At 43.3% G+C, this 11,680-nt stretch carries 12 protein-coding genes and 8 tRNA genes; 17 read left to right on the top strand and 3 right to left on the bottom strand.

Annotated features, from left to right (window positions below):
* Positions 1–165: 165 nt before the first annotated feature.
* Positions 166–681: a bifunctional 3-hydroxydecanoyl-ACP dehydratase/trans-2-decenoyl-ACP isomerase gene (gene fabA / locus FE810_RS05860; RefSeq protein WP_138319106.1), complete on the bottom strand. Its 516-nt coding sequence runs from the start codon at positions 679–681 to the stop codon at positions 166–168.
* 228 nt (positions 682–909) lie between these two features.
* On the opposite strand from fabA, the gene FE810_RS05855 reads away from it, so the two are divergent.
* The 17 genes from FE810_RS05855 to FE810_RS05775 all read left to right on the top strand — a co-directional run bounded on the left by FE810_RS05855 (position 910) and on the right by FE810_RS05775 (position 9,095).
* Complete coding sequence (locus FE810_RS05855) at positions 910–1,218, top strand: hypothetical protein (RefSeq protein WP_246036923.1); 309 nt, start codon at positions 910–912, stop codon at positions 1,216–1,218.
* 76 nt (positions 1,219–1,294) lie between these two features.
* On the top strand, positions 1,295–1,939 hold the full coding sequence (gene uvrY, locus FE810_RS05850) for a UvrY/SirA/GacA family response regulator transcription factor (protein ID WP_138319105.1): 645 nt from the start codon (positions 1,295–1,297) through the stop codon (positions 1,937–1,939).
* 3 nt (positions 1,940–1,942) lie between these two features.
* The gene (gene uvrC, locus FE810_RS05845; RefSeq protein ID WP_138319104.1) at positions 1,943–3,778 is read left to right on the top strand and encodes an excinuclease ABC subunit UvrC; all 1,836 of its coding nucleotides are present in this window, start codon (positions 1,943–1,945) and stop codon (positions 3,776–3,778) included.
* Between the two features lie 44 nt (positions 3,779–3,822).
* Positions 3,823–4,407: a CDP-diacylglycerol--glycerol-3-phosphate 3-phosphatidyltransferase gene (gene pgsA, locus FE810_RS05840; RefSeq protein ID WP_138319103.1), complete on the top strand. Its 585-nt coding sequence runs from the start codon at positions 3,823–3,825 to the stop codon at positions 4,405–4,407.
* 141 nt (positions 4,408–4,548) lie between these two features.
* Positions 4,549–4,624, top strand: a tRNA-Gly gene (locus FE810_RS05835).
* Positions 4,625–4,665: 41 nt separating this feature from the next.
* Positions 4,666–4,739: transfer RNA gene (locus tag FE810_RS05830), tRNA-Cys, on the top strand.
* A gap of 4 nt (positions 4,740–4,743) precedes the next feature.
* A tRNA-Leu gene (locus FE810_RS05825) sits at positions 4,744–4,830 on the top strand.
* A gap of 51 nt (positions 4,831–4,881) precedes the next feature.
* Positions 4,882–4,957 (top strand) — tRNA-Gly (locus FE810_RS05820).
* Positions 4,958–4,981: 24 nt separating this feature from the next.
* Positions 4,982–5,057, top strand: a tRNA-Gly gene (locus tag FE810_RS05815).
* A 43-nt stretch (positions 5,058–5,100) separates the two neighbouring features.
* A tRNA-Leu gene (locus FE810_RS05810) sits at positions 5,101–5,187 on the top strand.
* A gap of 18 nt (positions 5,188–5,205) precedes the next feature.
* A tRNA-Gly gene (locus FE810_RS05805) sits at positions 5,206–5,281 on the top strand.
* A 28-nt stretch (positions 5,282–5,309) separates the two neighbouring features.
* A tRNA-Gly gene (locus tag FE810_RS05800) sits at positions 5,310–5,385 on the top strand.
* Positions 5,386–5,566: 181 nt separating this feature from the next.
* Positions 5,567–6,151, top strand: a complete 585-nt coding sequence (locus FE810_RS05795) for a DUF4136 domain-containing protein (protein WP_138319102.1) — start codon at positions 5,567–5,569, stop codon at positions 6,149–6,151.
* 115 nt (positions 6,152–6,266) lie between these two features.
* Positions 6,267–6,617: a purine nucleoside phosphoramidase gene (gene hinT, locus FE810_RS05790; RefSeq protein ID WP_138319101.1), complete on the top strand. Its 351-nt coding sequence runs from the start codon at positions 6,267–6,269 to the stop codon at positions 6,615–6,617.
* A 60-nt stretch (positions 6,618–6,677) separates the two neighbouring features.
* Positions 6,678–7,049 (top strand): acyl-CoA thioesterase, encoded by a 372-nt coding sequence (locus tag FE810_RS05785; protein WP_138319300.1) that lies wholly within the window; start codon positions 6,678–6,680, stop codon positions 7,047–7,049.
* A 160-nt stretch (positions 7,050–7,209) separates the two neighbouring features.
* A complete protein-coding gene (locus FE810_RS05780; RefSeq protein ID WP_138319100.1) occupies positions 7,210–8,277 on the top strand; it encodes a sensor histidine kinase in 1,068 nt (355 codons plus the stop codon).
* Positions 8,274–9,095 carry a LytR/AlgR family response regulator transcription factor gene (locus FE810_RS05775; RefSeq protein WP_138319099.1) on the top strand — a complete coding sequence of 274 codons (822 nt, stop codon included), beginning with the start codon at positions 8,274–8,276 and terminating at the stop codon, positions 9,093–9,095. The genes FE810_RS05780 and FE810_RS05775 overlap by 4 nt, the downstream gene beginning before the upstream one ends.
* A 9-nt stretch (positions 9,096–9,104) precedes the next feature.
* On the opposite strand, the gene FE810_RS05770 is transcribed toward FE810_RS05775, so the two are convergent.
* Together FE810_RS05770 and pyk are read right to left on the bottom strand one after the other, a co-directional pair.
* Positions 9,105–10,118, bottom strand: coding sequence for a 6-phosphofructokinase (locus FE810_RS05770; protein WP_138319098.1), 1,014 nt, complete (start codon positions 10,116–10,118; stop codon positions 9,105–9,107).
* A gap of 107 nt (positions 10,119–10,225) precedes the next feature.
* Positions 10,226–11,662, bottom strand: a complete 1,437-nt coding sequence (gene pyk, locus FE810_RS05765; RefSeq protein WP_138319097.1) for a pyruvate kinase — start codon at positions 11,660–11,662, stop codon at positions 10,226–10,228.
* Between the last annotated feature and the right edge of the window lie 18 nt (positions 11,663–11,680).

The raw sequence follows: 11,680 nt of genomic DNA, 5'->3' as shown, positions 1-11,680 counted from the left end.
GTAGGCCCTGTTAGACGCTAAGCGCAGTACTTCTGATCTCAAGTAACTTAACTGTAAACAGATAAGATTGAGTACATAAAGCGTGTCAACCTAATGACCAGACGCAAAATTGAGTAAAAAAAAGGAGAGCATACGCTCTCCTTTTTTATTGATAATCGGTCAAGATTAGAATTTAGACGTATCAGTAAACAAACCAACTTTTAAATCGGTCGCTTTATAGATTTCGCGGCCATCAACTTCTACGATGCCATCCGCAATCCCCATAAACAGTTTACGCTTGATCACACGCTTCATAACAATTTTATAGGTAACTTTTTTCGCCGTAGGTAAAATTTGACCAGTAAATTTCACTTCCCCTACACCCAACGCTCGTCCACGCCCTGGACCATCGGACCATGCCAGAAAAAATCCAACCAATTGCCACATAGCGTCAAGACCCAGGCAACCTGGCATTACCGGATCACCTTTGAAGTGACAATCGAAAAACCAAAGATCTGGGTTAATATCCAGTTCCGCGATAATTTCGCCCTTGCCAAACTCACCGCCGTCATCGTTGATTGATACGATGCGATCCATCATCAGCATATTGTCAGAAGGCAGTTTTGAATTGTCTTCGCCGAATAATTCACCCGTGCCGGCTTTAATTAAGTCGTTTTTGTCGAAGGATTGTTGTTGTCCCATAGCGTTTATTGAAAACCTCTGAATGTTATGAAAAGCAAATAAAGGCAAGGAGGAGTGGTGTTTTAGTCTGATGAAAAAAACAACTCCTCCGACCTCAGTGTACACGTGTACACTAAATATGGGGCTACTTTAGCGAACAGGCGTACACGAGACAACTAAAAAATTCGATTTGTTGCTTTTTTATTGGTTATGCGTAACCATGGGGTTGAATTCAAAAAGGTGAGAGCAATGGCGAATACAGACAATTTTGAAGATGCCTTAAATGAACTGGCGAATAGTACGGACTCAAGCAAGAAAGCGCCCCTTACCAATGCTGAAAAGCAAAAACGCTATCGGGAGCGCCAGAAGAACCTCGGGAAAAAAGAGGTTCGGGGCTATCTCAATGACGAAGCATTGAAATGTTATGAGTTAATTAGTGAGCAAACTGACTGGACCGATAGTAAGATATTGACCAATGCATTGAGGTTAACGTACGCCGCATATAAAAACGGGCAAATCGGTTTATTAAGCAAATGGCTACAAAAAAACAATTTATAGTGCTCAATTGTCAGGGAAACTGATAATCTTTATTGGTACTAACGGATAAAAAATTAAAGACGTAAAGGAGAGAGCCTTGATTAAGGTGTTATTAGTTGATGATCATGATCTGGTGCGCACTGGGGTCCGTCGTATTTTAGAAGATGTTAAAGGCATTAAAGTGATATCTGAAGTTGCGACCGGTGAGGAAGCCGTGCAATTTTGTCGGCAAATTGAACCAGACGTGGTGCTAATGGATATGAATATGCCGGGCATAGGCGGACTTGAAGCCACAAAAAAAATACTCCGCTACGTACCTGATTGTAAAATTATTATGCTGACCGTGCATGTTGAAGATCCCTATCCAGCCAAAGTTATGCAAATTGGTGCAAGTGGATTTCTCTCAAAAAGTGCAGGATGCAATGAAATGGTACAGGCGATAAAAGCGGTAAATGCGGGGCAACGATATCTACCGGCCTCAATCGCGCAAAAAATGGCGCTAAGTCAGTTTGATTCCGATAATGATAATCCTTTCAATGCGCTGTCTGAACGTGAATTACAGATAATGCTAATGATAACTCGCGGTGAAAAAGTAACCGATATCTCTGAGCAATTAAGCTTAAGCAGTAAAACTATCAATAGTTATCGGTATCGTATGTTTGAAAAGTTGTCGGTGACCAATGATGTTGAATTGACGCATTTGGCGATCCGCTATGGTTTGGTTAATAGTGAAGCTTTGTAGTCAATGAGTGAATCGAACGACTTCGATTATCACGCCTTCTTGAAAGTTACCACCGAGCAAAATGGCGTATATCGGATGTATGACGCCAATTCTACGGTTATTTATGTTGGCAAAGCGAAAAACCTTAAAAAACGTTTAAGCAGTTATTTTCGTAAAGATGTAGGCTCAACCAAAACTCGCGCTTTAGTGGCGCAAATTCGTGCCATAGACGTTACGGTAACGCACACCGAAGGCGAAGCACTGATACTTGAGAATAACTACATTAAAAAGTATCTGCCAAAATACAATATCCTGCTGCGCGATGATAAATCCTATCCTTATATTTTGATAACCGATCATCAACACCCTAAACTTGGTGCCCATCGGGGTGGAAAAAAAATCAAAGGCGATTATTTTGGACCGTTTCCGAGCGCTGGTGCGGTATGGGAAAGTCTCAGGCTAATGCAACGCTTGTTTCCCATTCGACAATGTGAAGATAGCTATTACCGGGCTCGTTCTCGACCATGTTTGCAATATCAATTAAAACGCTGCTCGGCTCCTTGTGTAGGTAAAGTGAGTGATGACGAGTATTCAGAGCAGGTAAAACTTGCGAAACTATTTTTGCGCGGTAAAAACGATCAGGTCATCGAAAATTTGGTCGGTAAAATGGAGCAAGCCAGTGAAAAGCTGCAATTTGAGCAGGCGGCGAGTTATCGAGATCAAATCGCCACCTTACGAAAAGTACAGCAGCAACAATTTGTTTCCGGGATGACCGCCGAGTTGGATGTTCTTGGTTTTTACCGACTAAAAAATCAAGCCTGCATCCATCAGCTATTTGTTCGTGATCAAAAAATACTGGGTAGCAAGAGCTATTTCCCTTCTATCCCTGCAGACACTGAAGATACGGATATTATCGAGGCATTTATTAGCCAAAACTATCTGGGACAAAGCGTAGAGCAGGGCAACATTGCCAAAGAAATCGTGCTGCCAATGACAATACCTGACAAACAGCAATTACAGTCGTTATTGTCCTCAGAGGTTGGCTATGACGTAAAGCTATTGAGTAATGTACGTACGGAGCGAAAGAAATACCTGGCATTAGCATCGACCAATGCGGAAACTGCATTGCGGGTTAAAAATTCCCACAAGGAATCGATGCAGGCCCGATTCGAGCAGCTAAATGCGTTATTCGACTTATCAACACCGATTGAACGTATCGAGTGTTTTGATATCAGTCATACCATGGGCCAACAAACGATTGCATCCTGTGTGGTTTTTAACCCTGAAGGTCCATTAAAGAGTGATTATCGCCGCTATAACGTGCATGGTATTACGCCAGGCGATGATTATGCTGCGATGTCATTTGCGCTGAAAAAGCGCTATGGCAAATTAACCGCCGAGGATAAATTTCCGGATATTGTCTTTATTGACGGGGGGAAAGGCCAATTAGGCAGGGCAGAGCAGTTTTTTAATGAGTTAGAGTTGCCGAAAACACCATTGTTGGTGGGGGTCGCGAAAGGAGAATCAAGAAAACCAGGCCTGGAAACATTAATCATGGCCGGCTCTCATCAATTAATCTCGCTTGAACCAACGTCTTCAGCATTACATTTAGTGCAACATATTCGTGATGAATCCCATCGATTTGCCATTGCGGGCCATCGGGCTAAGCGCGCTAAAGTCGCCAAAAAATCGAGTTTAGAGGATATTCCTGGAATTGGCCCCAAACGTCGTCAAGCGATGCTAAAATATCTCGGTGGCTTGCAGGAAGTTAAGAAAGCCAGTGTCGAAGAATTAGCGAAAGTTCCCGGGGTAAGTTTAGAGCTAGCAAAAAATATTTTCGAAAGCCTGCATGACAACTGATCCCTTTAATGTAAAATAGTAAAAAATCCTGATTAATAAGAATTATGTGGACTATTCCTAATCAAATAACCTTGTTTCGTATTTTGTTGATACCGGTGTTTATCGTTGTTTTCTATTTACCCGTGTCCTGGTCTCATTTTGGTGCTGCCTTTGTATTCTGGCTTGCATCGATTAGCGATGCACTGGATGGCTATCTGGCAAGGCGCTTAAAACAGTCGAGTAAGTTTGGCGCGTTTATCGATCCAGTGGCGGATAAACTCATGGTTACGGTGGCGTTGGTGCTAATTGTCGCCGATTACCAGGTGTGGTGGGTTACCGTACCAGCGTTAATTATGATTAGCCGGGAAATTGTGATTTCTGCGCTACGAGAATTTATGGCGGATCTCGGTAAACGAGACAGTGTCGCGGTATCTTCACTTGGCAAGTGGAAGACTGCCTGCCAAATGTTAGCGTTAATGGGACTGATCTGGAAACCGGATTATCCGATCCCTTTAGTTTTGTTTGATGTGCCTGCGATGGTAGTGATGTGGGCTGCCTGGGCGTTTTACGCATTGGCGACATTCTTTACCTTTATTTCCATGTTTCAATATCTTAAAGCTTCATGGCCACAATTAAGTGGTAAAAATTAACCAATAAAGCGTTTGTTGAGTTAAAAAATCAGCAGTTTAGCTGTTATTTAACCAGTCAGCAGAAAAATGATATTTAACTGTTGACTCATAATAAATTCGATGTAGAATGCTCATCCGTTGACAGGGAGTCAACACAGGAAAGCGGCTGTAGCTCAGTTGGTAGAGCATCACGTTGCCAACGTGAATGTCACGAGTTCGAGTCTCGTTAGCCGCTCCAAAGTTTTCAGGGAAATACATCACCAACTTGTTGATGAAATAGGCGGGTTGGCAGAGTGGCTATGCAGCGGATTGCAAATCCGTGGACCTCGGTTCGACTCCGGGACCCGCCTCCATTCTGCCCGGGTGGTGGAATTGGTAGACACAAGGGATTTAAAATCCCTCGTCTTAACGGACGTGCCGGTTCAAGTCCGGCCCCGGGTACCATTTCTTCTCAATTTGGGATGTAATAGAATATAAGTGTAAACTTAAAGATATGCGGCTGTAGCTCAGTTGGTAGAGCATCACGTTGCCAACGTGAATGTCACGAGTTCGAGTCTCGTTAGCCGCTCCAACTCTTTAAGTATTGCATTTCGAAGCGGCTGTAGCTCAGTTGGTAGAGCATCACGTTGCCAACGTGAATGTCACGAGTTCGAGTCTCGTTAGCCGCTCCAACTCTCTTTCTAATTTCATTGAAACGTACTAGGCATAGTTAATGCCCGGGTGGTGGAATTGGTAGACACAAGGGATTTAAAATCCCTCGTCTTAACGGACGTGCCGGTTCAAGTCCGGCCCCGGGTACCATTTCAATGAAGGATTTATGCGGCTGTAGCTCAGTTGGTAGAGCATCACGTTGCCAACGTGAATGTCACGAGTTCGAGTCTCGTTAGCCGCTCCAATTCTATCTCAATCAAATTACCTATTTTGCGGCTGTAGCTCAGTTGGTAGAGCATCACGTTGCCAACGTGAATGTCACGAGTTCGAGTCTCGTTAGCCGCTCCAATTTCATCTCCTCTAAATTTTACGCGAATTAAGCGTCGTTTATTCCGGTCTAATTTCCTAAGATTCTGTTAATCTATTAACCAGTTAGGGTAAATAGTTCCAATATGGGCAATTGCCACATATTATTAATACATTACCTTGGTAATTTTTTACCGAGCCGTTTTTTAAGGAAGGAGCAACGATGAAACGATTACTCGTAGTTAGTCTGGTAGTTCTGCTGAGTGCCTGCGCAAGTAGCTACAAGCCGGAAATTGATTACAATCCAGAGTACAATTTCTCACAAATTAAAAGTTTTACAGTACTTGATGCAATGCAGGCAACAAAAGAAGACAATCAAGCATTCAATATGCATTTAAGTGATTTGGATAATGACCGCATCATTCGCGCGATTAATATCAACCTTGAAAACAAAGGGCTTGCGGCACAGTCAACCGAGCAAGCGGATATTCAGGTGCGTTATCAGGTGGTTACTAAAGATAAAACCCGCATTCGCAGCTATAACACCTCCTTTTATAGCTGTTGGAGCTGTGGCCCATACTATGGCGGGTACAATTACGGTGCACCCGTTAATCAAGTGGACGTCCAGGATTACGTAGAAGGTACGTTGATTATCGATATGATAGATCCTAAATTGAAAAAATCGATTTGGCGCAGTCAGGTTTCCGAAGCGGTAAAAGACAATATTCCAGTTGAGGAAAAGCAAGCCAGGATCCAAGAGTTGGTCGATGCTATGCTTGCCTCGTTTCAATCGCCATCGGTAAACTAATATTTAGCGTTCAATTTAGGGCCAGTTATACTGGCTTAATCTTATTTTTCAAACATCGTACCCTTAAATTGAACTAGGGGCGGTGTTTTGTTTTATCACGCGCGCAGGAGTCGCTATGAGCGAAGAAACCATTTTTTCGAAAATTATTCGTCAGGAAATTCCAACCGAACTGCTATATCAAGATGATCGTGTAACAGCATTTCGCGATATTACCCCAAGAGCGCCGACTCATATTCTTATTGTTCCTAATATCTTGATCCCAACCATTAATGATGTTGAAACTGAGCATGAAGTGACCTTAGGGAGGATGGTTGTCGTTGCCAGTAAATTGGCAGCACAAGAGGGGATTAGTGAAGACGGGTATCGGTTAATTTTCAACTGTAATCAGCATGGTGGACAGGAAGTATTCCATATACATATGCATTTGCTTGGTGGTAAGCCGCTTGGTCCAATGCTTGCCATTTAGACAATCGTTGCCGGTTAAGGATAGAAATTGACAGCTCGTGAACAATTGATTGCGCAACGTATGGCGCAATCAAAAAGCTTCCAGACGAAAACGGTATTTCCTGGATATACCAATCATCACAATACGCTTTTCGGAGGTCAGGCAATGGCCTGGATGGACGATATCGCATTTGTTGCAGCAACCCGGTTTTGTCGCAAACCTCTAGTTACTATCTCTACGGATCGTATCGATTTTAAAGAAGCCATCCCGAGCGGGAGTTTTTGTGAACTGGTTGCTGAAGTGGTAAAAGTTGGCAAAACCAGTTTAAAAGTTAAAGTCGATATTTACCTTGAAAATATGTACGAAGACAATAAGCATCACGCCATTAGCGGCACGTTTAGTTTTGTGGCACTCGATGCCGACCGCAAACCAACACCCGTGTTAGACATTTAATTCCACGCTTTTAGGCACTTATCATTGCAAACCTCGGTAATTTGCGACAAATATCCCTTAACTCAAGATAAGTTACAGGGTGTTTTGTCACTCAATAAGAGATACTTTTGGGGTATGACTGGCAATAACTGCCATCAAATCGCTTAATACTGGGAACACTTTGAACTGGCAACATTTAATCGAAGATAGAAACCGTTTTTTCTGGCTATTGCATCTTGGTGGTTGGATTGGTTTTGCCATGGTGCATTATTTAGGCTCTCTATTACATGATCTTCGCGATGTTTTCGTGTGGATCATCTTGTTTCGGGCATGGGCCGGTGCGCTAATATCGCTTGGGCTTCGCTATGTCTATCAAAAAGCCTGGAACCTATCACCAGCGAAAATCGCGCTGGTGGTTATTGTTTCATCCTATGTTGCGGGAGTGGTGTGGCAGGTCGTCAATAACATTACCTATTGGGAAATATATAAACACGGGTTCCGCCCAGACTTCTGGCTACTTTACACCAAGTCTAGTGTTTGGTCGTTTTACATCATGCTCGCCTGGAGCGGTTTGTACTTTGGGATAAAATACTACCAAATGCTTCAGCAGGAACGTCAGAAAGTACTAACGGCCAATAACATGGCAAATCAGGCGCAGTTAAAAATGTTGCGCTATCAATTAAACCCGCATTTTTTATTTAATACGCTAAACGCGATATCGACATTAATTCTGATTAATGAAAATAAAACTGCGAATGCCATGGTCACTAAGTTGAGCGAGTTTTTACGATATTCATTGGATAAAGATCCGATGAAACGCGTCACCGTCACCCAGGAGTTAACCGCTCTACAGCTGTACCTGGATATTGAAAAGGTTCGGTTTGAAGAAAGGTTACAGATTAAATTTGAGATACAGAATAATTGCCAGAATGCTTTGGTACCATCAATGATATTGCAACCTCTGGCAGAAAATGCCATAAAGTATGCGATTGCGGCGCGAGAAGAGGGTGGTACTATTGAAGTGAAGGTCAGCCGTTTCGCCAATGATTTGCAATTGGAAATTAATGACAATGGCCCTGGTGCTGAAATTGTTGATGGCAATTTGTATCGGGAAAATGGTGTCGGTCTGGCGAACACCCGGGAAAGGTTAGCAACGCTGTTTCAGGAGTATTCTTTAGTGGTGAGCGAAAACATCCCAAATGGTTTAAAAATAAATATAAGAATTCCCTTTCAAACTGAGGTTGAATGAACAAATTAGCGACCATAATTGTTGATGATGAACCATTAGCACGCAAAGGGTTGGCGGTGCGATTACAGGGTTTTGATAATGTCGATGTGATTGCCCAATGCTCCGGTGGTAATGAGGCCATCGAGCGAATCAAATCCTTATCTCCCGATCTCGTCTTTTTGGATATTCAAATGCCGCAAGTCGGCGGCTTTGATGTTGTTCGTCAATTATTGAGCGATAACGTATCGATGCCAATCGTGGTGTTTGTTACAGCATTTGATCACTATGCGGTGCAGGCATTTGATATTCACGCATTAGACTATTTGTTAAAACCGGTCGATCATAAGCGCTTAGCGCAAACGATAGAACGTGTCGAAGCCTTTATCGGCCAGAAAAAAGCCAACACCCATAAACAGCGTCTTATCGACGTGGTAAGCCAAGTTACTGGCAGCGATAGCGGTACCATCATCGAGCAACTCGAAGAAGACAAACCGGTTTCGACAAGCCCCTACTCGGACGTGCTTGCGATTAAGGACATTGGGGAAACGTCATTGGTGCCAACCAAAGACATTATCTGGATTGATGCGGCGGGGGATTACATGTGTGTTCATACGATAGAAAAAACCCATATCCTGCGTAAGACAATGAAAGAGTTAGAGCAATTGCTGGATCCTAAGGTTTTTATCCGAACCCATCGTTCGGCGATGGCCAATAAACGTTATATTAACAAGTTCGGTAATCAGGTAAATGGCGAGTATTACCTGATTTTAACTAACAATAAAGAACTCAAAGTTTCCCGTAGTTACAAAGACAAAGTCAAAAAAGCGATTTTAAGTTAAGCATTTGGCTTACCGTAAATCTTGCAAACTTTCCTGAATGTCTAATAAGTTTTGATTGACGCCTTTGTGGTGTTCTACGCTTTCGGACAATGCAATGGGTTTACAAAATTGCCCTTCAATACCAATCATAATGTCACTGTTCCCTGCCAACAATTCCTGTATCGCGTGTGCACCCATATGGGTTGCGAGAATTCGATCTTTTGCAACGGGATCACCACCGCGCTGAATATAACCTAGGATACAGGGGATGCATTCGATCGCAGCATAGTCTGCGAGATCGCTGGCCAACTTATTTGCGCCGCCAGGATATAAGTTTTCCGCGCTTACAATCAAATGACTGCATTTACCCCGGTGTTTTTTGATGCGCTCAACCTTAGTTGCGATGTGCTGGAGTTCAATTCCCGGGTTGGAAAAGTTCTCAAAAGTGATGATATGTTCTGCTGCGCAAGCTACACCGACATTTAATGCCAAAAAGCCACTTTTTCGGCCCATGACTTCGACGACGAAAATCCGTTCAAATGCATCTGCCGTATCCCGGATTTTATCAATCGCATTCACCGCAGTATCGACTGCAGTTGCAAAACCTATGGTGTGATCGGTGCCATCAATATCATTGTCGATGGTGCCTGGAATACCGATCGTTTGACCAGAATAGAACTGTTTAAATTTTACCAACCCTGCAAACGAACCATCGCCACCAATCACGATGAGCGCATCAATGTTCTGTGCGGATAAGTTTTTCGCAGCTTGCTTCATACCTTCACAAGTCTTGAACTCTTCACATCGGGCACTTTTTAAAATGGTGCCACCGCGACCAACAATTTCCCTAACGGACGGTTCGTCCAATCGGATGAACTCATTGTTAATTAATCCGTTATAGCCATGACGAAATCCAATCACTTCAATGCCATGGTGCAGGGCATACAATGTCGTGCTGCGAATGGCGGCATTCATACCTGGTGCATCGCCACCACTGGTGAGTAATGCTATTTTCTTAATTGTCTTTGCTTGGCTTGCTGTCATCGTCGCTAATCGAAACCTAAACGCTTATCTTTGTTTCATTAGCTTAAAGACCCAAGATCAAAAAAGCCAGCAAATCGCTGGCTTTTTAACGATAACAAACTGTTAGCTTATTTGATGGTTAGCACTTTCATTGTATTGGTTGCACCAACGGTTTCCATCATGTCGCCGTGGGTAAACAATACGATATCGCCAGATTTAAGCTCTGAGTGTTTCTCGACTTCAGCAAGTACTTCTTTTGACAGGGTGTCATTGCTACTTTGAGTCGAATCAAAATATACAGGATACACACCTCTAAAGATTGCGGATTTATTTAACGTTTTTTCATGTCTTGATAACGAATAAATCGGTAAACCAGAGGTAATACGAGACATGATTTTCGTTGTTTGACCAGACTCGGTTAAGGAGATAATCGCTTTTACCCCTTTCAAGTGGTTAGCCGCATACATTGCTGACAATGCGATAGTTTCGGAGACTTCCTCAAACATCAATTCGACACGGTGCTTAGAAATATTCACCGAGCGTTGTTTTTCGGCGCCGATACAAACGTCAACCATTGCTTTGACGGTTTCTACCGGATATTTACCCGCCGCCGTTTCCGCACTCAACATCACCGCGTCGGTGCCATCAAGTACTGCGTTTGCCACATCCATCACTTCCGCACGAGTTGGCATTGGTTGTGAAATCATGGTTTCCATCATTTGTGTCGCGGTGATCACGATACGGTTTAACTGGCGTGAACGGGCAATGATATGCTTTTGTTTACCAACCAGCTCTGCATCACCAATTTCAACACCCAAATCACCACGGGCAACCATAACAACATCAGAGGCTAGAATAATTTCATCAAGTACATCGTTATCATTTACCGCTTCTGCGCGCTCAATTTTTGAAACCAATCTCGCATTACAATTAGCTTCGTTTGCTAACAAACGTGCTTCACGCATATCTGCGGCATCGCGCGGGAAAGAAACAGCAAGAAAGTCAGCATCAAGCTTCGCGGCAAGTTTGATGTCTTCTTTGTCTTTTTCAGTTAGTGCTGCAGCCGACAAACCACCGCCTTGACGGTTGATGCCTTTATTATTGGATAATGGACCGCCAACGGTGGTTACCGTATGGACTCTGCCACCTTCACTTTTTTCCACTTTCAGTTGCACGCGACCATCATCAAGTAACAAAACGTCACCGGGTTTTGAATCTTCCGGCAATTGCTTGTAGTCAATACCAACCGCTTGCTGATTACCTTCGCCTTTCGCCATATTGGCATCGAGGATGAACTTGTCACCAATTGCCAGGGTGATCGGGCCATCTTTAAACGTCGAGATACGGATTTTCGGGCCTTGTAAATCGCCAAGAATGGCAACATAACAGCCAAGCTCTTTGGCGATAGAGCGAACCATGTTGGCTCGATTAATGTGATCTTCAGGAGCGCCGTGTGAGAAGTTCAAACGAACGACATTAACACCGGCTTTGATCACTTCGCGTAAAACATTGATATCATCAGTTGCCGGTCCAAGGGTGGCAACAATTTTGGTTCTTCTGGGCATGAAGTCTAAACCTTATTT

It is taken from the genome of Thalassotalea litorea, from assembly GCF_005843925.1.
In the GTDB taxonomy this organism is placed as follows: Bacteria; Pseudomonadota; Gammaproteobacteria; order Enterobacterales; family Alteromonadaceae; genus Thalassotalea_A; species Thalassotalea_A litorea_A.
Note: the sequence above shows the minus strand (reverse complement) of the source record. Positions and strands in the feature narration are given on the sequence as shown.